This window comes from Enterobacter cloacae complex sp. 397G4, assembly GCF_050031515.1.
In the GTDB taxonomy this organism is placed as follows: Bacteria; Pseudomonadota; Gammaproteobacteria; order Enterobacterales; family Enterobacteriaceae; genus Enterobacter; species Enterobacter hormaechei_C.
Window position 1 is genome coordinate 1,116,933 of record NZ_JBLGWE010000001.1, and the last position, 23,280, is coordinate 1,140,212.

A 23,280-nucleotide genomic window follows, 5' to 3' on the forward strand; every position below is an offset into this window, starting at 1 on the left:
GCCCCCCTGCGGGGCCAAATGAACCCGTAAAGGAAGAGTATGAACATTATTGAAGCTGCTGTAGCTACCCCGGACGCTCGCGTCGCCATCACCATTGCGCGTTTCAACAACTTCATCAACGATAGCCTGCTGGAAGGTGCGGTTGACGCCCTGAAACGTATCGGCCAGGTTAAAGATGACAACATTACCGTCGTTTGGGTACCAGGTGCTTACGAACTGCCACTGGCAGCGGGCGCGCTGGCGAAAACCGGTAAATACGACGCGGTGATTGCGCTGGGTACCGTTATTCGTGGCGGCACTGCGCACTTCGAATACGTTGCGGGCGGTGCAAGCAACGGTCTGGCACACGTTGCACAGGATGCTGAAATCCCTGTCGCGTTCGGCGTGCTGACCACCGAAAGTATTGAACAAGCCATCGAACGTGCTGGCACTAAAGCCGGTAACAAAGGTGCAGAAGCTGCACTGACCGCGCTTGAAATGATCAATGTATTGAAAGCCATCAAGGCCTGATTTTTTTGTAAGGGGAATTCCGTGAAACCTGCTGCTCGTCGCCGCGCCCGTGAATGTGCCGTCCAGGCACTTTACTCCTGGCAGTTGTCCCAGAACGACATCGCTGATGTTGAATACCAGTTCCTGTCAGAACAGGACGTGAAAGACGTTGACGTTCTGTACTTCCGTGAACTGCTGTCGGGAGTGGCGACTAATAGCGCGTATCTCGATGGTCTGATGAAGCCATACCTGTCCCGTCTGCTCGAAGAGCTGGGCCAGGTCGAAAAAGCAGTGTTGCGTATCGCGCTGTTTGAGCTGTCTAAACGTGATGATGTGCCGTACAAAGTGGCCATCAACGAAGCGATCGAACTGGCGAAAACCTTCGGCGCTGAAGACAGCCACAAGTTTGTTAACGGCGTGCTGGATAAAGCCGCACCTGCGATCCGTCCCCACAAAAAGTGATCCGCAAACCGGAGTCTTGCATTGCCTTTTTGGCAGTGCGGCTCCGGTTTTTTTATTTAATTTGCTGAGGCATAACGTATGGCATGCGGCGAATTCTCCCTGATTGCCCGTTATTTCGACCGTGTCAGAACCTCTCGTCTTGATGTTGAAACCGGCATTGGCGATGACTGCGCACTTCTCAATATTCCCGAAAAACAGACGCTGGCAATCAGCACCGACACCTTAGTGTGTGGGCGTCATTTCCTGCCGGATATCGATCCTGCCGATCTGGCGTATAAAGCGCTGGCGGTGAACGTCAGCGATCTGGCGGCAATGGGCGCCGACCCGGCCTGGCTGACGCTGGCTCTGACCCTGCCGGAGGTGGATGAAGCCTGGCTTGAAGCCTTCAGCGATGCCCTGTTTGAACAGCTGAATTATTACGATATGCAGCTGATTGGCGGTGATACCACCGCCGGTCCGCTGTCCATGACCCTGGCAATCCACGGCTATGTGCCTGCCGGGCGCGCGCTGAAGCGCTCGGGTGCAAAACCAGGCGACTGGATCTACGTGACCGGTACGCCGGGCGACAGCGCGGCAGGGCTGGCGATCCTTCAGAACCGTTTAACGGTTGAAGAGGCTGACGATGCGGCGTATCTGGTGAAGCGCCATCTGCGGCCAACGCCGCGTATTCTGCACGGTCAGGCGCTGCGCGAGCGGGCCAGTTCGGCTATCGATTTGTCTGACGGGCTGATCTCCGATCTCGGCCATATCCTGAAGGCCAGCGGCGTGGGCGCACGCGTTGACCTGGATCTGTTCCCGCTGTCGGAGCAACTGCTTCGCCATGTCGAACCTGAACAGGCGCTGCGCTGGGCGTTATCCGGTGGAGAAGATTATGAGCTGTGCTTCACCGTGCCTGAGCTGAATCGCGGGACGCTGGATGTGGCGCTAGCGCATCTGGGGGCGAAATTTACCTGCATCGGGCAGGTAATGCCGGAAAGTGAAGGGTTGCTGTTTGTCCGCGACGGCGCCCCGGTTACGCTTGACTGGAAAGGGTACGATCACTTTGGGTGAGTGTTTTGCCGGGTGGCGGCTTCGCCTTACCCGGCCTACGATCGCACTTTATTTGTAGGCCGGGTAAGCGCAGCGCCACCCGGCAAGTGTTTACTTAAACCCTACCACCGGATGCTGCTGATACGGCGTCTCCAGCTCGGCAATCTGCTCCGGCGTCAACGATAAGTCCACCGCACTCAACAACTCATCCAGCTGTTCTTCCCGCGACGTGCCCACAATCGGCGCGGCGACACCGCGCTTGCTCAGCAGCCACGCCAGCGCCACCTGCGCGCGCGTTGCACCGATATCGTCGGCGATCCCGGCTAAGCGTTCGGCAATTAACGCATCGCTGGCTTCTGTATCGTCATACAGGTTTTTACCCACTTCATCCGATACCAGCCGGGCGGTAGTTTCCCCCCACGGACGGGTTAACCTTCCGCGCGCCAGCGGGCTCCACGGGATCACCGCCACGCCTTCCTGGTAGCAGAGCGGCAGCATCTCGCGCTCTTCTTCCCGGTAAATCAGGTTGTAGTGATCCTGCATAGTGACAAAGCGCGCCCAGCCGTGCTGCGCCTGGAGATCGAGCGCCTGGGCAAACTGTGAGGCATGCATGGACGATGCGCCGATGTAGCGCGCTTTACCGGCTTTCACAACGTCGTTCAACGCTTCAAGCGTCTCTTCGAGCGGGGTGTTGTAATCCCAGCGGTGGATTTGCAGCAGGTCGACGTAATCCATGTTCAGGCGTCTGAGGCTGTCATCAATGGAACGCAGGATCTGCGCGCGAGAAAGGCCTTCCGCCAGATCGCCTGACGGGTAGTACACCTTAGTGGCGACCACAACGTCATCACGACGGGCAAAATCTCGCAGGGCGCGGCCCACAATCTCTTCGCTGCTGCCGTCTGAGTAGCTGTTGGCGGTATCGAAGAAGTTGATGCCGCCGTCAATGGCGCGCTTGATGATAGGGCGGCTGCTCTCTTCCGGCAGCGTCCAGGCATGATTTCCCCGGTCAGGCTCGCCAAACGTCATGCATCCCAGGCAAAGCCGGGACACCTTAAGGTCCGTTTTTCCTAATGTCGTGTATTGCATGGTTCCGCTCCTGCTGTTTAAACAATACGTTTAAGCATAGCAGGAGCAGAAAAGGGGAGGGATCAGGCCAGCCAGGTGCGGATTTTAGCTTCGATACCGGCGGCGTCCAGACCAATGTCGGCGCGCGCCTCATCCTGGGTGCCTTGCGGGATGAAGTGGTCAGGGAGGCCGAGATTAAGCACCGGAACGGCTTTACGGTTCGCCATAAGCACTTCGTTCACGCCGCTACCCGCGCCACCCATGATGGCGTTCTCTTCCAGCGTGACCAGAACGTCATGGCTTTCCGCCATGCTCAGAATCAGAGATTCATCGAGCGGCTTCACGAAGCGCATATCGACCAGCGTCGCATTCAGGTTTTCAGCGACTTTTGCCGCTTCCGGCATCAACGTACCAAAGTTCAGGATCGCCACTTTTTCACCACGGCGTTTCACCAGACCTTTACCGATATCCAGTTTTTCCAGCGGCTGTAATTCAACGCCAAGGGCATTACCGCGTGGATAACGTACCGCGCAGGGGCCGTCCTGATAGTGGTAACCGGTATACAGCATCTGACGACACTCGTTTTCGTCGCTTGGCGTCATGATCACCATATCAGGGATGCAGCGCAGGAAGGAGAGATCAAACGCGCCCTGGTGCGTCTGGCCATCAGCCCCCACAATGCCCGCGCGATCGATAGCAAACAGCACCGGCAGCTTCTGAATGGCAACGTCATGGATAACCTGATCGTAGGCGCGTTGCAGGAAGGTAGAGTAGATCGCTACCACCGGCTTGTAGCCGCCAATCGCCAGGCCCGCAGCAAAAGTTACCGCGTGCTGCTCGGCGATAGCCACGTCGAAATACTGGTCCGGGTATTTTTTGGAAAACTCCACCATGCCGGAGCCTTCACGCATGGCAGGCGTCACCGCCATCAGCATGTTGTCTTTCGCCGCCGTTTCGCACAGCCAGTCGCCAAAGATTTTTGAGTAGCTTGGCATCCCGCCGCTGCTTTTCGGCAGACAACCGCTGGTATGGTCGAACTTAGGCACCGCGTGGAAGGTGATCGGATCTTTTTCCGCCGGTTCGTAACCACGCCCTTTTTTGGTCATGATATGCAGGAACTGCGGGCCTTTCAGGTCGCGCATGTTTTTAAGCGTCGTCACCAGGCCCAGCACATCGTGGCCGTCCACCGGGCCAATATAGTTAAAGCCCAGCTCTTCGAACAGCGTACCCGGCACGACCATGCCTTTGATGTGTTCTTCGGTACGCTTAAGCAGCTCTTTAATCGGCGGTACGCCGGAGAAGACTTTTTTACCGCCTTCACGCAGTGAGGAGTAAAGCTTGCCGGACAGAAGCTGCGCCAGATGGTTATTCAGCGCGCCGACGTTCTCGGAGATCGACATTTCGTTATCGTTGAGGATCACCAGCATGTCCGGTTTGATATCGCCCGCGTGGTTCATGGCCTCAAAGGCCATCCCGGCGGTGATCGCCCCGTCGCCAATCACGCAGACGGTGCGGCGTTGTTTATTCTCTTTTTCGGCGGCAACGGCAATACCAATGCCCGCAGAAATGGAGGTGGAAGAGTGGCCGACGCTTAACACATCATATTCACTCTCGCCGCGCCACGGGAACGGGTGCAGGCCCCCTTTCTGGCGAATGGTGCCAATTTTATCGCGACGTCCGGTCAGAATTTTGTGCGGATAGGCCTGGTGGCCTACATCCCAGATCAGCTGATCGAACGGCGTGTTATAGACGTAATGCAACGCCACGGTCAGCTCAACCGTGCCAAGTCCGGAGGCGAAGTGGCCGCTGGAGCGGCTAACGCTGTCGAGCAGGTAGCGACGCAGCTCGTCACACAGCTTCGGCAGACTCTCTTTCGGCAACAGACGTAACTCCTGAGTGGAGTCAACTAACGCCAGTGTCGGGTATTTGGCAATATCAAAACTCATCAAAGGCTCATCGAGATTTATAGTTTATTTATCACGCTGGATTATGTAGTCCGCTAGCGCTTCCAGTGCCGAGGTATCCAGCGATTGCGCGGCCAGCTCATTCAGCGACCGGCGGGCATCGTCTATCAGATCCCGGGCTTTACGTTGGGCATGCTCAAGGCCCAACAGGGCGGGGTAGGTACTTTTGCCAAGCTGCTGATCCGCACCCTGACGTTTTCCCAATGTTGCAGTATCGCCCACCACATCCAGAATGTCATCCTGAACCTGGAATGCCAGACCGATACTTTCTGCGTATCTGTCCAGAACCGGCAGGGCTTTACGCCCGCGTTCACCCGCGCTCAGCGCGCCCAGGCGAACGGCTGCACGAATCAGTGCGCCCGTTTTGTGACGGTGGATGCGCTCCAGCTGTTCCAGAGTAACCTGACGACCTTCAGCCTCCAAATCCAGCGCCTGGCCGCCGCACATCCCGGCGACGCCGCTGGCCATTGCCAGTTCGGACACCATTGCCAGACGATCGCGATCGCTCACCTCAACCATCGGCGCATCGCTCAGAATGGAGAAGGCCAGGGTTTGCAGCGCATCCCCCGCCAGAATGGCATTCGCTTCGCCAAATTTGATATGGCAGGTTGGCTGACCGCGACGCAAATCGTCATCGTCCATGGCCGGCAAATCATCGTGGATCAGCGAATAGGCGTGGATACACTCCACGGCGGCTGCCGGGGCGTCCAGCGTGTTATCGCTGATACCGAACATATTGCCCGTGGCATACACCAGGAACGGACGCAGGCGTTTACCCCCCAAGAGTGCGCCATAGTGCATGGCTTCAACCAGTGGAGTGTTCTGAAAAGGCTGCGGCTCAATGAATCGGCGCAGCGCATCGTTGGCGCGGATGACGCGCGCCTGAAGCGCGTTGGAAAAATCCATTTACTCGGCGTCCGGTGTGAATGGCGTGGTTTTAGCGTCTTCGCTGTCGGAAAGCAGGATCTGCACACGCTGCTCGGCCTGCTGGAGTTTTACCTGCCCCTGGCGCGCGAGCTGCACGCCGCGTTCAAATTCGTTGAGCGCGTCTTCCAGCGGGAGATCGCCACTCTCAAGACGGGTAACGATCTGCTCCAGTTCACTCAGCGCAGTTTCGAAACTGGCCGGTGCGTCGTTTTTCTTCGGCATAGTGAATTGACTCTTAAATTTTTCGCCCTGACATGGTAACGGACTCGGGGCAATTATCAAATAACGCGAGTGGCGCGATGGTGGTATACTTGCGCGCCTGGATGCAGCCACGGGTGTGGGCTGCTGTATCATTTTCCACTACAAGCCTTTATAAGCTTGCCTAAGAAACATTGCCGCCATGAAGTTTATCATTAAATTGTTCCCTGAAATCACTATCAAAAGCCAATCCGTGCGTTTGCGCTTTATTAAAATTCTCACCGGGAACATTCGTAACGTATTAAAACACTACGACGAAACGCTCGCCGTGGTGCGTCACTGGGACCATGTAGAAGTCCGCGCGAAAGACGAAAACAAACGTCTTGATATTCGCGACGCGCTGACCCGTATCCCGGGTATTCACCATATTCTGGAAGTGGAAGACGTTCCCTTCACCGATATGCACGATATCTTCGAAAAGGCGTTGGTGCAGTACCGCGACCAGATCGAAGGGAAAACGTTCTGCGTGCGCGTGAAGCGCCGGGGTAAGCATGAGTTTAGCTCTATTGAGGTTGAGCGCTACGTCGGTGGTGGTCTGAACCAGCACGTTGAAACGGCGCGCGTGCGCCTGACTAACCCGGACGTCACCGTTAATCTTGAGATCGAAAACGATCGCCTGCTGCTGGTCAAGGGCCGTTACGAAGGTATTGGCGGTTTCCCTATCGGCACTCAGGAAGATGTGCTGTCGCTGATCTCCGGTGGTTTCGACTCCGGCGTGTCCAGCTATATGCTGATGCGTCGCGGCTGCCGCGTGCACTACTGCTTCTTTAACCTGGGCGGCGCGGCGCATGAAATCGGCGTACGTCAGGTGGCGCATTACCTGTGGAACCGCTTCGGCAGCTCTCACCGCGTGCGTTTTGTGGCGATCAACTTTGAGCCGGTGGTCGGCGAAATCCTCGAAAAAGTGGACGACGGCCAGATGGGCGTGGTGCTGAAGCGTATGATGGTGCGTGCGGCGTCCAAAGTGGCTGAGCGCTACGGCGTGCAGGCGCTGGTCACCGGTGAAGCGCTGGGGCAGGTCTCCAGCCAGACGCTGACTAACCTGCGTCTTATCGATAACGTGTCTGATACGCTGATCCTGCGTCCGCTGATCTCTCACGATAAAGAGCACATCATCGATCTGGCGCGTAAAATAGGTACTGAAGATTTTGCCCGCACCATGCCGGAATATTGCGGTGTGATCTCAAAAAGTCCAACCATCAAAGCGGTGAAGGCGAAGATCGAAGCGGAAGAAGAGAACTTCGATTTCAGCATCCTGGAAAAAGTGGTGGCGGAAGCGTCCAACATCGATATCCGTGAGATCGCTCAGCAGACCGAGCAGGAAGTGGTTGAGGTGGAGACGGTCAGCGGCTTCGGTGCTAACGATACGATTCTGGATATCCGTTCTGTTGATGAGCAGGATGACAAGCCGTTGCAGGTGGAAGGCGTCGAGGTGGTTTCGCTGCCGTTCTACAAGCTGAGCACCCAGTTTGGCGATCTCGACCAGAGCAAAACGTATCTGCTGTGGTGCGAACGTGGGGTCATGAGCCGTTTGCAGGCGCTGTATCTGCGTGAGCAGGGCTTTGCGAACGTGAAGGTGTATCGCCCGTAGTTTCTCGCCCGGTGGCGCTTCGCTTACCGGGCCTACGGTACCGTGCATTTGTAGGCCGGGTAAGGCGTAGCCGCCACCCGGCTTTTTTTATGCACTACTCTTCATAGTAATTATAAATACCCGCCGCCATCACCAGCGACGAAGCCACTTCGTAGGCCTTCTCGCGCCCGACCAGCAGGTCAATAATCTTCAGGCCAAAATCAATGGCGGTGCCCGGCCCCTGGCTGGTGAGCAGGTTAACGCGTGGATCCCAGACCACGCGCTTATCCACCCACTGGTCTTGCGGAATAGTGTCCTTCAGGCCAGGGAAGCCGGTCATATTGCCGATGGGGAAAATGTCGTGCGGAACCAGTACCGTGCCCGCGGCCGCACAGATTGCCGCGACGATACGCCCGGAAAGATGAAACTGACGAACGGTTTCAACCAGCAGTGGGCTGTCGCGGAAACACTCAGCCCCCTTCAGACCACCCGGCAGAACGATAATGTCGTAATCACCGTCCGCCACCTGTACAAGCGGTGCATCCGCCAGGATCTTCACCCCACGCGAGCAGGTAATCGCCAGACTTCCGTCGCTGGCGACGCTGGCGGTAGTAACCTTAATACCACCACGCACCAGCAAATCAATGGTGGTGACCGCTTCTGTCTCTTCGCTACCAGGGGCGAGGCATACCAGTGCCGATGCGCTCATACTCACTCTCCTTTCGTTTTACTAACTCAAACAGACGGCTGTTTTCCGCAACGGTAATGCCGTGTGCCCGGGCGCGTTTTAACAGATAACCGGTTATGTAATCAATTTCGGTATGCCGCATAGCCCGGATATCCTGCAACATTGAGGAGATATTTTCTGCCGTACTCTCAATGACCTGGTCGACATAATAACGTAAATCGGATTCTGAGGTGTGGTAGCCTTCGCGTTCAATGACGGCGGCAACTTCCCGGCAAATCAGCGCTACCCGATCGGGGTGCTGGCGCAGCTCACCGTTAGGGCAATCCAGCAGGGCGGTCAGCGGATTGATCGCGCAGTTCACCGCCAGTTTGCGCCACAGTTCCGCGCGAATGTTATTGTGCCAGGCGACGTCAGGCAGCGTGCTTTGCAGGGTATCCGCAAGATAGCTGTAATCGCCGGTCTGTTCACGCGCAGGACCGATATGGGTGATACCACTGGCAACATGGATAATGACGTTACCGTCGCGACGTGCCGCGTGGGTGGTTGTCCCCATCAGCAGCGGTTGTCGGACAGATTTTAGCTCTTCAATGGTACCCATACCGTTGTGAATCAGCAGGATTGGCGTGCTTTCAGGTAACTGGGCGGCCAGGCTTTTCACCGCATCGGAGACCTGCCAGGCCTTCAGCGTGACCAGCAGCAAATCGCTGGTGGCAAGAAATTCCGGATCGTTTGCCGTCAAAGACTCGTTGAAAATTGAACCGTCTGTACCAATTACGTTCACACTGCAATAGGGCTGGGGAATTCGCAGCCAGCCCTGAACGTCGTGTCCCTGTTTGCATAGCGCTGTAAGCCAGAGTTGGCCAAGGGCTCCGCATCCAAGCACTGTTACTTTCATCGTTCCTCCTCACCTGCAACGACGCCAGGTGCTATGACGCTAAGTATAGCGCCATCAGCTAAGCTTCTCGTTATGCCTCGTTGCGGGTATTATGCAACGCAACAAAAATGAAGGGAGAAGAAAAGATGCCATCTTTCGATATTGTTTCTGAAGTTGATTTGCAGGAAGCGCGTAACGGCGTAGAAAATGCTGTCCGTGAGGTTGAGTCACGTTTCGATTTTCGTGGCGTTGAGGCGACCATTGAACTGAACGACGCGAACAAGAGGATCAAAGTCCTGAGCGAGTCTGATTTCCAGGTCAACCAGTTGCTGGATATCCTGCGCGCCAAGCTGCTCAAGCGCGGCATTGAAGGGACCTCACTCGATGTACCGGAAGATTTTGTTCACAGCGGCAAAACCTGGTTTGTGGAAGCGAAGCTGAAGCAGGGGATTGAGAGCGCGGTACAGAAAAAAATCGTTAAGCTTATCAAAGACAGTAAGCTCAAAGTGCAGGCGCAGATCCAGGGTGAAGAGATCCGCGTGACCGGAAAATCCCGTGATGACCTGCAATCCGTGATGGCGCTGGTGCGTGGCGGCGATCTCGGTCAGCCATTCCAGTTTAAAAACTTCCGCGATTAAGACAATCATGCCCGGCTAAACCGGGCATTTTTTCAGGCCTTCAGCGCCTGCTCCACCTCAAAGCGGTTAGTCACTTTGCTGTCAATTTTGACATACGCACTGCGCTCTTCCGGGACAATCAGCACTTCGCTCACGCCCTCTGTCGCTTCCAGACGCTGTTTTAACGCGTCACCGATTGCCACGTCATCGGGAATTTCTACCCGCAGGCTACTTACATAGCGCGGCTCTTTCATGGTGCTGGCAACAAACAGCCAGAGCATCGCCAGCAGCGCACCGGCGAGGAAAACGGTCTGGGAGTCAAACAGACCGTCCACCCAGCCGCCGAGCGACCCGCCGATCGCCACGCCGAGAAACTGGCTGGTGGAGTAAATGCCCATCGCGGTGCCTTTGTATCCTGCCGGAGACTCTTTGCTGATAAGCGACGGCAGCAGGGCTTCCATCAGATTAAACGCCAGGAAGAACAGCTGTACGCCGGCGATCAGTTCCCAGAAATGCGGGCCAGCGCCCCACAGCACAATCTCGGCAATCAGCAATAACGCCACGCAGCCCACGAAGACGCGTTTCATTTTGCGCTTCACTTCGGCGTAAATAATGAAGGGCACAACGGAGACAAACGAGATCAGCATTGTGACCAGATAAATTTTCCAGTGCTCTGCCGCCGGGAAACCGGCTGCGGCAAGTTGACCGGGCAGGGCGACGAAGGTGGACATCAGCAGAATGTGCAGGCACATAATGCCGAAGTTCAGCTTAAGCAGGCGCGGCTCGGCGATGACTTTGCTGAAGCAGCCTTTCACCATCCCGGATTCACGGTTGAGGACGTGGTTTTTACTGTCAGGCACAACCCACAGCGTGAGTGCGATCCCAATGGTCGCCAGCACCGCAATCATCCAGAACAGGGCGTGCAGGCCGAGCGCATGAGTGATAACAGGCCCCAGCACCATGGCAATGGCAAACGTGACGCCGAAGCTGACGCCGATAAACGCCATGGCTTTGGTGCGGTTTTGCTCGCGGGTTAAGTCTGACAGCAGCGCCATCACGGCGGCGGCAATCGCCCCGGAACCTTGCAGGGCGCGCCCAAGAATAATTCCCCAGATGGAGTGGGAGAGGGCGGCGATGATGCTGCCAAGTACAAACACCAGCAGCCCGCCGACAATCAGCGGTTTGCGACCTACGCGGTCGGAGAGCAGGCCAAAGGGGATCTGGAATATCGCCTGCGCCAGGCCGTAGATACCAATCGCCAGACCAATCAGCGCTTCGCTGGCACCCTGTAACGCCATGCCATATGTGGTCAGAACGGGCAGGACCATAAACATGCCAAGCATCCGCAGCGAGAAAACAGTCCCTAAACCCCAGGTCGCACGCAGTTCGCCTGGCGTCATTTTATAATCGTTCATTACCACCTCTACCAAAAAGCAGGCCATAGTTTAGGCGGGGTGATAAGTGCGGTAAATAGGTGTTTGTTTAAGAGATATTACGAGGGTGTGATAAAAGCACCCCCGGATAAAAAATTACGCCTCGACGCGCAATCCGTAGCTTTTGAATTTCTCAAGAACAATGGCAATTTCATCGTCACTGAGTACCGGAACGGGATCTACTATCGCCAGCGTGGCCAGGTAGAGTTTTGCCAGCACCTCTACCTCCTGCGCCAGCCACAGTGCCTTTTCAAGATTTTCTTCGCAGGTTATCAGGCCGTGGTGCTGTAAGAGCGTCGCTTTGCGATCGCGTAATGCGACCGCGACATGCTCTGACAGCGCGCGCGTCCCGAAGGTCGCGTAAGGGGCGCAGGGAATGGAGTTTCCCCCGGCGGCGGCAATCATATAGTGAATAGCAGGAATGGGGCGGTTGAGTATCGAGACGGCGGTACAGTTAACCGCATGGTTATGGACGACGGCGTTAGCATCCGGGCGGGTCTGATACACAACCTGATGAAAACGCCATTCGCTGGAGGGCAGTTTATCTTCTTCGTGTCGCCCCTGTGCATCTACATAAACGATACTCTCTTCGGTCAGATGCTCGTAGGGAATTCCGGTCGGCGTAATCAGCATGCCGTCGCGATAGCGAACGCTGATATTGCCGGCGGTGCCCTGATTTAACCCCATGCGGGTCATCTCAAGGCAGGTGTCGATAATGTCTCTGGCTAATCGGGCTCGTTCCATTTTTTATTCTCCGGGTACAGTTTTATTTTTACTGGCGGGAACGTTTGACCAGCTTCATATCGACTTTCGCCGTCTCGTTAACCGCTTCGCCGTCGATGGCTCGCTGCATCAGTTCAAACGCTTTTTCCGCCCAGGTATCTTCATCCTGCTGCATGGACCAGACGCTGTTAGGCAGGAACCCCAGCATGGGGTGCTCATCGAAGGTGCCGATATTGATGTGTTGGGGCACGGTGCCGGTACGCGTCCGCAGGGCTTCGATTGCCCCTTCCAGAACGGGTAACGATGAGGCGATAAACGCCTGCGGAACACCCTGGCTGTCGATAAGCGAATCCATCAGGGCATATCCGCCCTCCGGCGTATTGTCCGGCCCTTCGATGACCCACTCGCGATGGTGAATACCGGCTGTTTTCAGGGCCTGTAAGTAGCCGTTCAGACGGTCCGTAATACTGGGCAGTGCGGTATCGCCCACAAGGAACCAGAGCGGCGTTTTTCTCTCTGCCAGCATGTTGCGGGCCAGTTCATCCCCCCCGGCCTCGTTATGACTCTCAACCAGCGCGTTGTCAGTAAAGCCAAAATCCCGGTCGAGGAGCACCAGTGGTTTTTGGATCTGCCGCAAATGATGCTGCTGGTTTTCCAGCGTCGAGGGAACGATAAACAAGCCGTCCACGTTGCGCGCCATCAGGGCTTTAACCAGCTTGTTTTCGTAATCCACATCGTTGTAAGTACAGCTGATCATCAGCTGGTAGCCCGAACGGCGGCAGCGCAGTTCGAGTTTCTCGGCGAGCGTTGCAAAGAACACGTTCGAGATGTTGGGCACGATGAGCCCCAGCGTCTCGGTTTTGTTTAGCTTAAGACTGCGCGCCGAATGGTTGAGGGTATAGCCGAAGCGCTCGACGTGTTCATTAATTCGGGACTGTGTTTTCACGCTGATCCGATACTGTTCGGCTTTCCCGCTCAGTACCAGCCGCACGGTGGTGACGGATAAATTCAGATCCTTCGCTATCTGTTCAACTGTTTTGGCCATCGCTACGCCTCAATCCTTAACGTACGTAAAAAACTGCTGATAAAGCATACGCATCCTGCCATTACATTTCCTGTTGCATCAGGAGATTAAGCGCCTGCTGCTGGGTCCACAGCATCAGGTACGCCTCATATTTTTGCCTGTGGAAAGCCGCGGTTTCCGGCCGACGGGTGATGATGTCGCCGGCTTTGACCATTTCCCGGGTGGCATCGGTGAGCGTTGCCCATGCACCGCTCGCCACAGAGCCGCAAATGGCCGCGCCGAGAGTGACGGCATCTTCTTCGGCTAAGAGATGAATATCGCAGCCCGTGGCATCGGCATACTCCCGCAGCCAGAGCCGGTTATGGGTGGCTCCTCCACAAATGACAATACGCGACAAGGTGTGCCCGTGATGTTTCAGGGTATCCATAATATGTCGTGTGCCATAGGCTATGGCCTGTAGCGTGGCCAGATAGAGCCTCGCCAGCGCACGTTCACCGGTTTCTAATGTCAGACCAACCACGCTGCCCCGCGCATCCGGACGCGAACGCGGCGAGCGGTTGCCGTGGTGATCGGCCAGAATGTGCAGGTTGCGGGTGGGATATTTTTCTTCCTGTTCAAGCGCGGCTACCCAGTCGTTGAGCAGCGCCACCGGATGGCGTTGCGCCGCTTCTGCTTTTGCAAACAGGTCTGCGCTGGCTCCGTGCTCGCGCAACGTCCAGTCGACCAGCGCCCCGGCAGCACTTTGCCCGCCTTCCGTCAGCCAGTAGCCCGGCAGCATGACGCTCCAGTAAGGCCCCCAGACGCCGGGCGTATGGATCTCCGTCTGACTGGCAAGCATATGGCAGTTCGAGGTTCCGCTGATGAGCGCCAGCGTGCCCTCCGGGTGTGAGCCCGTCAGCGCCACGCCACCCGCGTGGGCATCGATCATGCCGCTTGCCACAACCACCTCTTCGGGCAACCCCAGAGCTTGCGCTGCCTGTGGGCTGAGTTTCCCGACGCATTCAGCGACGTCCAGAATAGTATCGGGAATTTTTGTCAGTAAGGTCTCCAGCCCCACCTCCCTGAGCAGCGATTCGCTGAACTGCGCCTCATGCGCAAGGTAGTTCCATTTGCAGGTGAGGGTGCACAGGCTGGCGGCGTCCTGGCCCGTCGCTTTCCAGACCAGAAAATCGGCAAGGTCGAAAAAGCGCCAGGCCTGATTCCATGTTTCAGGATGATGTCGCTGCAACCACAGCAGTTTTGGCAGTTCCATTTCAATACTCACCTCGCCGCCCACGTAGCACAGGGCCGGATCGCGTGTGGCATTGATGCGAACAGTTTCTTCGTGAGCACGATGATCCATCCACATAATGATGTCCTGCGAAGCCGGACTGTCGGGGGACACGCTCAGGCCGTTACCCTCAGCATCCAGCGCGACCAGCGAGCAGGTGGCGTCGAAGCCAATCGAACGAATGGCGTCGGGTGAGATCCCAGAGGAGTCGACGGCTTCCCGCACCACCGCGCAAACCTGCTGCCAGATCTCCGCGGAGGACTGTTCCACGCGCGCGTTGCTGGCGTGAAACTGCGAAATCGGACGGGTCGCGAAGCTCAAACGCTCGCCTTGCGCAGAGTAAAGCCCAGCACGGACGCTGGCTGAACCCACATCGACCCCGAGGAAATAGCCGTCACTCATCATAAACTTCCTTATTTTTTACCAAACGGATGTAACAGTTTATCAATTTCAGGGGTGTTGATATTCTGCGCATTGACATATTTCACTGGAATATCAATTTCCTTAGCCACCGTCTGTCCGGAAATCACCGCATTCAGCGCCTTTATGCCCTGATAACCAATCTGGTACGCGTCCTGCACCACGAAGCCCTGAATCACGCCGTTTTTGAGGAAGTTAATGATGGCTTCGGTGCTGTCAAAACCGATGACTTTCACTTTGCCCTTCAGATTCTGGCTGTCGATAGCGTTCGCAACGCCCAGGGTTGAGCCTTCGTTGGTGGCATAAATACCGGCGATATCCGGGTTGGCCTGAACCATATCAATGGTTTTATCCATCGCTTTTTGCGGGTCGCCATCGCTATATTGCACCGGCAGTACCTGAATATTCGGGTACTTCTCTTTCATTCGCTCGCTGAATCCTTCAGAGCGCTCAATGGCGGACGTCGTTCCGGCTACGTGGGCGATAATACCCACTTTCCCCTTCTGGCCTACCTGCTCCGCCAGCGCATCCGCAGCCTGTGCGCCCGCCTTACGGTTATTGGTGGCGACAAAGCTGGCCGGGATATCGGAGTTCACGCCCGAGTCGAAGGTCACCACTTTGATCCCCCGGCTGTTGGCGGTTTCGACCAGCGGGGCAAGGGCGTTTGCATCAAGCGCGGCCAGCAACAGGCCGTTTGGCTTTTGTGCCATGGTGTTTTCGACTAACTGGATCTGCTCGGCGATTTGCGTTTCATCGGCAGGGCCAACGTAGCTGGTTTTGTCACCCAACTCTTTTGCGGCAGCTTCCGTCCCCATTTTGACCGTCTGCCAGAATTCGTGCTGGTAACCTTTACTGACTACCGGCAGGTTTAAATCTTTTGCCAGCGCGCTGCTGGACAGAATGGCAACGAGCGACAGGGCGCTCAGGATATGGCTGGTTTTCATTATTTTGCTCCGTTGTAGGGTTGGCAGGGCTTGTTGTATCGAGAACCTAACGCATTCTTTTACGTAACGTGTCCAGGTAGACGGCGACAACGACGACCACGCCCATCGCCACCATCTGCCAGAACTGGGACACGCCCATGAGATTGAGGCCGTTTTTCAGCACGCTCATAATGAACGCGCCTATGATGGTGCCGCCAATCGTGCCCACGCCGCCCATCAGACTGGTACCGCCGATCACTACCGCCGCAATGGCTTCCAGCTCATAACCCACGCCTACGGTTGGCTGGCCTGAATTGAGACGAGAGGCGAGGATCACCCCGGCCACGCCGGTTAACAGGCCGCATAAGGCGTAAACGAAAATTTTCACGCGCTGGACTTTAATCCCGGAAAGATGTGCCGCCGTTTCATTGCTGCCGACAGCGTAGATATAGCGGCCCATCACCGTTTTCTTCAGGATCCACATGGCGATCAGTGCCACGATGACCAGGTAGAACACCGGGTAAGGCAGGACGTCGAACAGGCGACCCTGCGCTAGCAGCTTGAACTGCGGGTAGTCAGAAAAATAAATCGCGCGGCCATCGGTCATCACCATATTGATGCCGCGTACCGACATCATTAAGCCGAGGGTGGCAATAAACGGTGGTATGGCCATTTTGGTGACCAGAAACGCGTTCACATAGCCGCAAAGCCCGCCGGCGAGCACGCCTGCCAGAATACAGACCGGCAGCGGCATACCAAATCCGGCGGCGATGCCCACCGCAACCCCTGAGAACGCCACCACCGATCCGAGCGACAGGTCGATCCCGGCGGTAATAATCACAAAGGTTACGCCAATGGCCATGATGCCAATCACCGCCGTTTGCAAGGCGATGGTCATGATATTTTCAGTATTAAAGAAGAACGGTGAGCTGAAGCTGAAAAACAGAACCAGCAATACCAGGCTAAAAAGAGGCGCCAGACGCATCAGGAGCGCTTTATTTATTTTCATCGTATGACTTCCGCTTTGCGGCGATGGAACGGTAACGGACATGATTAATCCTCCAGCGTGGCGTATTGCATGATTTTTTCCTGGGTGGCGTGCTCAGCCTCTATTTCGCCGGCAATGTGGCCGCTGCGCATCACAAGTATGCGGTCGCACATTCCTAATACTTCCGGCAGTTCGGATGAAATCATGATGATCGATTTACCTTTAGCGACAAGGCGGTTCATTAGTTCATAAATTTCCAGCTTGGCGCCAACATCAATTCCCCGGGTTGGCTCATCAAAAATTAAAATATCGGTATCTTTACAGACCCAGCGGGCAATAATGATCTTCTGTTGATTACCGCCGCTTAAATTCAGTGCCGCCTGTTCCAGATGCGGCGTTTTTATTCGCAGCGCATCCACCAGTTTCTGGCTGGACTCCCGGCAGCGTTTTTCATCGACATTACCCGCGGCGCCGGCGTAGTCCGGGTAATTGCCGAGCATAATGTTCATCTCAACGGAAAGGCCGAGGGCGAGTCCCTCTTTTTTGCGGTCTTCTGTTAAATAGCTGATGCCTTTCTCAATGGCGTCAGCCACGTCTTTAATCCGTGTGGGGGTGCCGTTCAGCGTCAGTGTACCGGCGTCGATCGCATCGGCGCCAAACAGGGCCCGGCCCAGTTCCGTTCGGCCTGCGCCCATTAAGCCAGCGAGGCCGAGGATCTCACCGCGCCAGAGGGTAAAGTTGATGTCGTGCAGTACACCATTTCGCGTCAGGCCATTCACCTCCAGCACTTTTTCTCTGCGCTGATGCGGCGGGCGTTTTGGGTAGATGTTATCGAGATTGCGGCCAACCATCATGGCGATAAGCTCGCCGATCTGAACCGTTTCATAATCTACGGTGGCGATGTATTGTCCGTCGCGCATGACGGTCGCGCGATCGGCGATCAGCGCCAATTCTTCCAGACGGTGCGAGATGTAGACTATCCCCGTGCCCTGAGCCTTGAGCATCCGCGTGACGTCAAACAAACTCTCGATTTCACTTTCGGTCAGCGCGGCGGTGGGTTCATCCATGATTAGCACTTTGGCATTGACCGAAATCGCTTTGGCAATTTCCACCATCTGCTGCTGGGCTACGGTTAATTCACTGACGCGGGCGTCCGGGGCGATTTTTAAATTCAGCGTGTGCAGTATTTTCTCAACCGCCTGTCGCTGGGCGCGTTTATCTAACTGCCAGCGACTATTTTTGCAGAATTCACGGCCAATAAAGATATTCTCTTCCACGGTTAAATCGGGAAAGAGATTAAATTCCTGATGGATAATCGTAATACCTGCGTGCTGAGCACTTAGCGGATCGCTGAATGATACGGATTGCCCTTCAAAGCGAATTTCACCGGAATCGGGTTGGTAAACACCGGATAATATTTTCATCAGCGTCGATTTGCCGGCACCGTTTTCACCTAACAGGGCATGAACTTCGCCGCGGCGTAAATCGAAATCAACCTGATTCAGCGCCAGCACGCCGGGAAAGCGTTTGGTGATGCGCGTCATCTGAATAAGAGTCTCTGACATTGCAAAATTCCTGTGTTGGAAAGGCAATGAATCACAAGCCACAGTGATTTAGTTATTAAGCTAACTCGACTTAGCTTTCGTCCTTAAAAGCTATTTTAGGGTCATAATTTAGCCAAATCATTTGTATTCAAATTGTGACGTCGTGCAAAGGTATTTTTTTATTTAATTGAATTTAAACGATATGTTTAGTTTTTGCTGAATCGTAATACCTGACGCTGATCGAATTTTGACCTCTCATCGTGAAACTGCTCACAGATCCTGCACATTTATCTTGTCTCATTTTTAGTGGGAACCCTAAGCTAATTCGAGTTAGCAAATTTCACCGCTTTCCGTTCACGGTGCTGCCCGGGCGCTTTTTCACGGCTATGCCCCTGAGACGGATAGGTTAACCAACGTGAGGAAGGGCTATGAAAACGATAAAAGCGTTACCCCGGATTGGCATTCGACCTGTTATTGATGGCCGCCGAATGGGCGTACGCGAGTCTCTGGAAGAGCAGACCATGAACATGGCGAAAGCCACGGCGGCGCTACTCAGTGAAAAATTACGCCACCCCTGCGGTACGCCCGTAGAGTGCGTAATTGCCGACAGCTGCATTGCCGGAATGGCGGAATCCGCCGCTTGCGAAGAGAAGTTCAGCACGTGCCACGTTGGTCTGACGATCACCATCACCCCCTGCTGGTGTTACGGGAGTGAAACCATTGATATGGATCCGCTGCGCCCGAAAGCGATCTGGGGCTTTAATGGCACCGAGCGTCCGGGGGCGGTATACCTCGCAGCGGCGCTGGCAGCGCATAACCAGAAAGGGATCCCGGCGTTTTCCATTTACGGCCACGATGTACAGGATGCGGGCGACGAGACCATCCCGGCAGACGTTGAGGAAAAATTGTTGCGCTTCGCCCGGGCGGGCCTGGCGGTCGCCAGCATGAAGGGGAAAAGTTATCTGTCGGTGGGCGGTGTCTCAATGGGGATCGCGGGCTCGATTGTCGATCACAACTTCTTTGAATCCTGGCTGGGGATGAAGGTGCAGGCGGTGGATATGACCGAACTGCGTCGCCGCATCGATCATAAGATTTACGACGAGCAAGAACTTGAGCTGGCCCTGAGCTGGGCGAAGGCACATTTCCGTTTCGGCGAGGATAAAAACGCAGAGCAGTATCGTCGCAATGAACAGGAAAATGCCGCGATCCTGCGGGAGAGCCTGCTAATGGCGATGTGCATCCGCGACATGATGCAGGGCAACCCTAAACTCGCTGCGATGGGCCGCGTGGAGGAATCGCTGGGCTATAACGCCATTGCGTCGGGTTTCCAGGGGCAGCGCCACTGGACGGATCAGTATCCAAATGGCGATACCGCAGAGGCGCTGCTGAACAGCTCTTTCGACTGGAACGGTATTCACCAGCCGTTGGTAGTGGCGACGGAAAATGACAGCCTTAACGGGGTAGCGATGCTGTTTGGGCATCTGATGACCGGCACCGCGCAGATTTTTGCTGATGTACGCACCTACTGGTCGCCGGAGTCGGTTGAGCGTGTTTCCGGCCAGAAGCTCACTGGACGGGCTGAGCACGGCATTATTCATCTGATCAACTCCGGCTCGGCGGCGCTGGACGGTACAGCGGAGCAGAAAGACGCCGAGGGGAAACCGACCCTGAAACCACACTGGGACATTACTGAGCAGGAAGCCAACGCGTGCCTGGCCGCAACCCACTGGTGTCCGGCGGTGCATGAATACTTCCGCGGGGGCGGTTTCTCATCAAACTTCCTCACCCGGGGTGGCGTGCCATTTACCATGACCCGCGTAAACCTCATCAAGGGTGTGGGTCCGGTATTACAGATAGCGGAAGGCTGGAGTGTTGAGCTGCCGGAACACGTACATGACATTCTGAATAAGCGCACCGATTCAACCTGGCCCACCACCTGGTTTGCCCCACGCCTGACCGGTAAAGGCCCGTTCAGCGACGTCTATTCAGTGATGGCGAACTGGGGCGCTAACCACGGGGTATTAACCGTCGGGCACGTCGGCGCTGATTTCATCACCCTGGCGTCCATGCTGCGCATCCCTGTATGCATGCATAACGTACCGGAGGCGCTGATTTATCGGCCGACGGCCTGGGGCGCTCACGGTATGGATCCGGAAGGGCAGGATTACCGCGCCTGTGAAAATTACGGACCGTTATACAAACATTAATCCGGCCTGCCAGCCTGCTCCGGCGGGCTGGCAGCCTGTGGGGACCGCGATGAAAAAATGTTTTCTGGTTCTCGATTGTGGCGCGACGAACGTGCGCGCCATTGCGCTGGATCCCGAAGGGAATATTGTGGCGCGCGCCACGGTGGCGAACGAAAGCGAAAGCGCCGCTGAAAATCCGGCCTGGCACCAGTGGTCGCTCGACGCCATCATGCAACGGTTTGCCGTCTGTTGTCAGAAAATCAGCGCAGCGCTGAGCGAGCATCACCTGTGCGGAATGAGTGTGACGACCTTTGGCGTGGATGGCGCACTGGTAGATGAGCGGGGAGAACTGCTTTACCCGATCATCAGCTGGAAGTGCCCGCGGACCGTGCCGGTGATGGAAGCGATTGCCCGTTCATGCTCCCCGGCAGAACTACAGCAGATCACCGGCGTTGGGCAGTTTAGTTTTAACACGTTGTATAAGCTAGGCTGGCTTCAGGACAACCATTCCGATCTGTTACAGCGTGCTCACGCCTGGCTTTTTATCTCCTCGCTAATCAACCATCGCCTGACCGGAAAGATGACGACCGATCTCACGATGGCCGGTACCAGTCAGATGTTCGATCTGCATCAGCAGCGCTTCAGTGAAACGATCTTAAGCAAGATCGGCGTGCCTCATTCCCTTTTCCCGCCGCTGGTTTCCCCCGGAGAAAGGATTGGTGAATTGCGGCCCGACGCTGCATCCAGGCTCGGATTGCCTTGCGGTGTGCCGGTGATCTCCGCCGGGCACGACACGCAGTTTGCCCTTTTTGGCGCCGGGGCGGGAATTAATGAGCCAGTTCTCTCTTCGGGTACCTGGGAGATTTTAATGGCGCGCACCTCGCAGGTTGATACCGCTTTACTGGGGCAATACCCGGGTGCGACCTGCGAACTGGATAGCCGGACGGGGCTTTATAATCCGGGAATGCAATATCTGGCGTCTGGCGTACTGGAGTGGATCCGCGCGCTGTTCTGGTCGCCTGGTACCGACTGGGACACTATTCTGGCTCAGGCGGCGGCAATTCCGAACGGCGCGGATGGCGTCACGATGAATACCCAACTGCTCGATTCTCCACTCGCCGGCTGGCAGGGCGTTACGCTCACCACCACGCCAGCCCATTTTTACCGCGCAGCCCTGGAAGGACTCACGGTGCATCTGCAAGAAAAATGCCTGGCGCTGGAGGCGATCGCGCAATTTAAGGCGCGTGAACTCCTGCTGGTGGGGGGAGGTAGCCGCAATATGCTGTGGAATCAGCTCAAGTCCAATGCGCTTGGGATCCCGGTGAAGGTTCTTGAAGAGGCTGATACGACCGTGCTGGGGGCGTCTTTGTACGGATGGTGGGGCGTCGGAGAAACGGCCAGCGCTGAGGCTGCTCGCGATCGGGTCCACTATCGTTACCGTTATTTCTATCCTGAGGAGCAACCTTGTGCTTAAAACGATATCCCCTCTGATTTCACCCGAGCTGCTGAAAACGCTGGCAGAAATGGGTCATGGTGACGAGATTATTTTTGCAGATGCTCACTTTCCCGCGCATAGCCTGGGGCCAAAGACGATCCGCGCAGATGGCCTGCTCATCAGCGATTTACTGGCCGCGGTGATACCGCTGTTTGAACTGGACAGCTATGCGCCACCGCTGGTGATGATGGCCCCTGTCGACGGGGATACGCTCGATATACAGGTAGAAGCGCGCTATCGCAACGCACTCTTTGGTGAGGCGGAAGGGGAGGGGATTACGCGTATTGACCGTTATGCGTTTTATGCGCGGGCACAGAAAGCGTACGCCATCGTGGTGACGGGCGAGACCGCGAAATACGGCAATATACTGTTAAAGAAAGGGGTTACGCCGTACCCATAAAAAAACGCCGGGCTAAACCCGGCGTTTTTACATCAGTCTTCTTACCAGACGTAAGTCAGCAGGTGTTGTGAATCTGGCACCATGAAGTCTACGGACATCATCACGGACAGGGAGGTGATGGCGACAATCGAGAACACAAACAGCTTGCGTGCCCAGACCTTGTCATCTTCCACTTTATAACCGCGCAGGGCCATGCCGAGCCACCATACGCTCACCGCAGCTGCTACCACCAGATATTTATATCCGGCGTAACCGCCCAGAGAGAGCATCAGCGTTGCCACGGCAAAAGCGATGATGTAGAGCGTGATGTGGTTCTTGGCAACCGAAATGCCTTTCACGACCGGCAGAACCGGAATGTTCGCCGCCTGATAATCCTTAAAGCGGAAAATCGCGATGGCGTAGGAGTGCGGCATCTGCCACAGGCTAAAGATAGCCAGCAAGATGAGCGCACCGCTGTCGAACTCGTTCGTGACGGCGCAGTAGCCAATCACCGGCGGCGCCGCGCCGGAGAGAGAACCAATCAGCGTGCCGTAGACGGAGTGACGTTTCATATACAGGCTGTAGACGCCCACATACACCACGAACCCCATCACCCCCAGCCAGCAGGCCAGCGGGTTAGCACCAAACCACAGCAGCATAAAGCCAGCAATACCCAGCAAGGTGGCGTACACCAGCGAGACGGAAGGAGCAATCAGGCCTTTAACCAGCACCCGATTTTTGGTCCTTTCCATCTTCTTGTCGATATCCATGTCGATGTAGTTGTTAAATACACAACCGGACGCAACCACCAGTGACACACCGACCAGCGTGTAAATAAAGAGGGTGTAATCAATGCTGCCTTTAGAGGCCAGCAGGAACCCTCCGATTACGGAGATCAGGTTGCCAAAGATGATGCCTGGTTTCGTGACTTGCAGGTATTGCTTAAACATAC

Annotated in this window: 22 protein-coding genes; 8 read left to right on the top strand and 14 right to left on the bottom strand. The window is 55.8% G+C overall.

Going from position 1 to position 23,280, the window contains the following annotated elements; translation table 11 throughout:
* The first annotated feature begins 39 nt into the window (after window positions 1-39).
* From ribH to thiL, 3 genes are all read left to right on the top strand, one after another.
* Window positions 40-510, top strand: coding sequence for a 6,7-dimethyl-8-ribityllumazine synthase (gene ribH / locus ACQG1Y_RS05300; RefSeq protein WP_003859098.1), 471 nt, complete (start codon window positions 40-42; stop codon window positions 508-510).
* 21 nt (window positions 511-531) lie between these two features.
* Complete coding sequence (nusB, locus tag ACQG1Y_RS05305) at window positions 532-951, top strand: transcription antitermination factor NusB (RefSeq protein WP_006809908.1); 420 nt, start codon at window positions 532-534, stop codon at window positions 949-951.
* A 78-nt stretch (window positions 952-1,029) separates the two neighbouring features.
* Window positions 1,030-2,001 carry a thiamine-phosphate kinase gene (gene thiL / locus ACQG1Y_RS05310; protein ID WP_017383170.1) on the top strand — a complete coding sequence of 324 codons (972 nt, stop codon included), beginning with the start codon at window positions 1,030-1,032 and terminating at the stop codon, window positions 1,999-2,001.
* A 90-nt stretch (window positions 2,002-2,091) separates the two neighbouring features.
* On the opposite strand, the gene ACQG1Y_RS05315 is transcribed toward thiL, so the two are convergent.
* From ACQG1Y_RS05315 to xseB, 4 genes are all read right to left on the bottom strand, one after another.
* Window positions 2,092-3,066, bottom strand: a complete 975-nt coding sequence (locus ACQG1Y_RS05315) for an aldo/keto reductase (RefSeq protein WP_045907206.1) — start codon at window positions 3,064-3,066, stop codon at window positions 2,092-2,094.
* 62 nt (window positions 3,067-3,128) lie between these two features.
* A complete protein-coding gene (gene dxs, locus ACQG1Y_RS05320; RefSeq protein ID WP_015571294.1) occupies window positions 3,129-4,991 on the bottom strand; it encodes a 1-deoxy-D-xylulose-5-phosphate synthase in 1,863 nt (620 codons plus the stop codon).
* 24 nt (window positions 4,992-5,015) lie between these two features.
* Window positions 5,016-5,915: a (2E,6E)-farnesyl diphosphate synthase gene (ispA, locus tag ACQG1Y_RS05325; RefSeq protein ID WP_017383172.1), complete on the bottom strand. Its 900-nt coding sequence runs from the start codon at window positions 5,913-5,915 to the stop codon at window positions 5,016-5,018.
* Window positions 5,916-6,158, bottom strand: a complete 243-nt coding sequence (gene xseB, locus ACQG1Y_RS05330) for an exodeoxyribonuclease VII small subunit (RefSeq protein WP_003859094.1) — start codon at window positions 6,156-6,158, stop codon at window positions 5,916-5,918.
* Window positions 6,159-6,336: 178 nt separating this feature from the next.
* Between xseB and thiI the strand changes: the two genes are divergently transcribed.
* A complete protein-coding gene (gene thiI / locus ACQG1Y_RS05335) occupies window positions 6,337-7,785 on the top strand; it encodes a tRNA uracil 4-sulfurtransferase ThiI (protein ID WP_006809903.1) in 1,449 nt (482 codons plus the stop codon).
* A 94-nt stretch (window positions 7,786-7,879) separates the two neighbouring features.
* Here thiI and yajL read toward each other — a convergent pair whose 3' ends face one another.
* Entirely contained in the window at window positions 7,880-8,473 is a 594-nt protein-coding gene (gene yajL / locus ACQG1Y_RS05340; RefSeq protein WP_047637563.1) for a protein deglycase YajL, read from the bottom strand.
* The gene (gene panE / locus ACQG1Y_RS05345) at window positions 8,436-9,347 is read right to left on the bottom strand and encodes a 2-dehydropantoate 2-reductase (protein ID WP_033486684.1); all 912 of its coding nucleotides are present in this window, start codon (window positions 9,345-9,347) and stop codon (window positions 8,436-8,438) included. The genes yajL and panE overlap by 38 nt, the downstream gene beginning before the upstream one ends.
* A gap of 125 nt (window positions 9,348-9,472) precedes the next feature.
* On the opposite strand from panE, the gene ACQG1Y_RS05350 reads away from it, so the two are divergent.
* Window positions 9,473-9,964 carry a YajQ family cyclic di-GMP-binding protein gene (locus ACQG1Y_RS05350; protein WP_368740650.1) on the top strand — a complete coding sequence of 164 codons (492 nt, stop codon included), beginning with the start codon at window positions 9,473-9,475 and terminating at the stop codon, window positions 9,962-9,964.
* Between the two features lie 32 nt (window positions 9,965-9,996).
* On the opposite strand, the gene ACQG1Y_RS05355 is transcribed toward ACQG1Y_RS05350, so the two are convergent.
* The 7 genes from ACQG1Y_RS05355 to ACQG1Y_RS05385 all read right to left on the bottom strand — a co-directional run bounded on the left by ACQG1Y_RS05355 (window position 9,997) and on the right by ACQG1Y_RS05385 (window position 18,289).
* Window positions 9,997-11,358, bottom strand: a complete 1,362-nt coding sequence (locus ACQG1Y_RS05355; protein WP_017694418.1) for an MFS transporter — start codon at window positions 11,356-11,358, stop codon at window positions 9,997-9,999.
* Between the two features lie 114 nt (window positions 11,359-11,472).
* A complete protein-coding gene (fucA, locus tag ACQG1Y_RS05360) occupies window positions 11,473-12,120 on the bottom strand; it encodes an L-fuculose-phosphate aldolase (protein WP_017383181.1) in 648 nt (215 codons plus the stop codon).
* Between the two features lie 28 nt (window positions 12,121-12,148).
* Window positions 12,149-13,144 (bottom strand): LacI family DNA-binding transcriptional regulator, encoded by a 996-nt coding sequence (locus ACQG1Y_RS05365; RefSeq protein WP_015571284.1) that lies wholly within the window; start codon window positions 13,142-13,144, stop codon window positions 12,149-12,151.
* Window positions 13,145-13,205: 61 nt separating this feature from the next.
* Window positions 13,206-14,795, bottom strand: coding sequence for an FGGY-family carbohydrate kinase (locus ACQG1Y_RS05370; RefSeq protein WP_368740679.1), 1,590 nt, complete (start codon window positions 14,793-14,795; stop codon window positions 13,206-13,208).
* An 11-nt stretch (window positions 14,796-14,806) separates the two neighbouring features.
* Complete coding sequence (locus ACQG1Y_RS05375) at window positions 14,807-15,757, bottom strand: ABC transporter substrate-binding protein (RefSeq protein WP_000858088.1); 951 nt, start codon at window positions 15,755-15,757, stop codon at window positions 14,807-14,809.
* Window positions 15,758-15,803: 46 nt separating this feature from the next.
* Entirely contained in the window at window positions 15,804-16,787 is a 984-nt protein-coding gene (locus ACQG1Y_RS05380) for an ABC transporter permease (RefSeq protein WP_426736693.1), read from the bottom strand.
* A 2-nt stretch (window positions 16,788-16,789) separates the two neighbouring features.
* Window positions 16,790-18,289: a sugar ABC transporter ATP-binding protein gene (locus tag ACQG1Y_RS05385; RefSeq protein ID WP_017383184.1), complete on the bottom strand. Its 1,500-nt coding sequence runs from the start codon at window positions 18,287-18,289 to the stop codon at window positions 16,790-16,792.
* Between the two features lie 407 nt (window positions 18,290-18,696).
* Between ACQG1Y_RS05385 and fucI the strand changes: the two genes are divergently transcribed.
* The 3 genes from fucI to fucU are packed head-to-tail and all read left to right on the top strand — an operon-like array spanning window position 18,697 to window position 22,349.
* A complete protein-coding gene (gene fucI / locus ACQG1Y_RS05390; RefSeq protein WP_368740651.1) occupies window positions 18,697-20,475 on the top strand; it encodes an L-fucose isomerase in 1,779 nt (592 codons plus the stop codon).
* Between the two features lie 49 nt (window positions 20,476-20,524).
* Window positions 20,525-21,928, top strand: coding sequence for an L-fuculokinase (gene fucK, locus ACQG1Y_RS05395; protein ID WP_058689286.1), 1,404 nt, complete (start codon window positions 20,525-20,527; stop codon window positions 21,926-21,928).
* Entirely contained in the window at window positions 21,921-22,349 is a 429-nt protein-coding gene (gene fucU, locus ACQG1Y_RS05400; RefSeq protein WP_022650472.1) for an L-fucose mutarotase, read from the top strand. Before fucK ends, fucU begins: the two co-directional genes overlap by 8 nt.
* A gap of 41 nt (window positions 22,350-22,390) precedes the next feature.
* On the opposite strand, the gene cyoE is transcribed toward fucU, so the two are convergent.
* The gene (gene cyoE, locus ACQG1Y_RS05405; protein ID WP_017383188.1) at window positions 22,391-23,278 is read right to left on the bottom strand and encodes a heme o synthase; all 888 of its coding nucleotides are present in this window, start codon (window positions 23,276-23,278) and stop codon (window positions 22,391-22,393) included.
* Window positions 23,279-23,280: the final 2 nt, after the last annotated feature.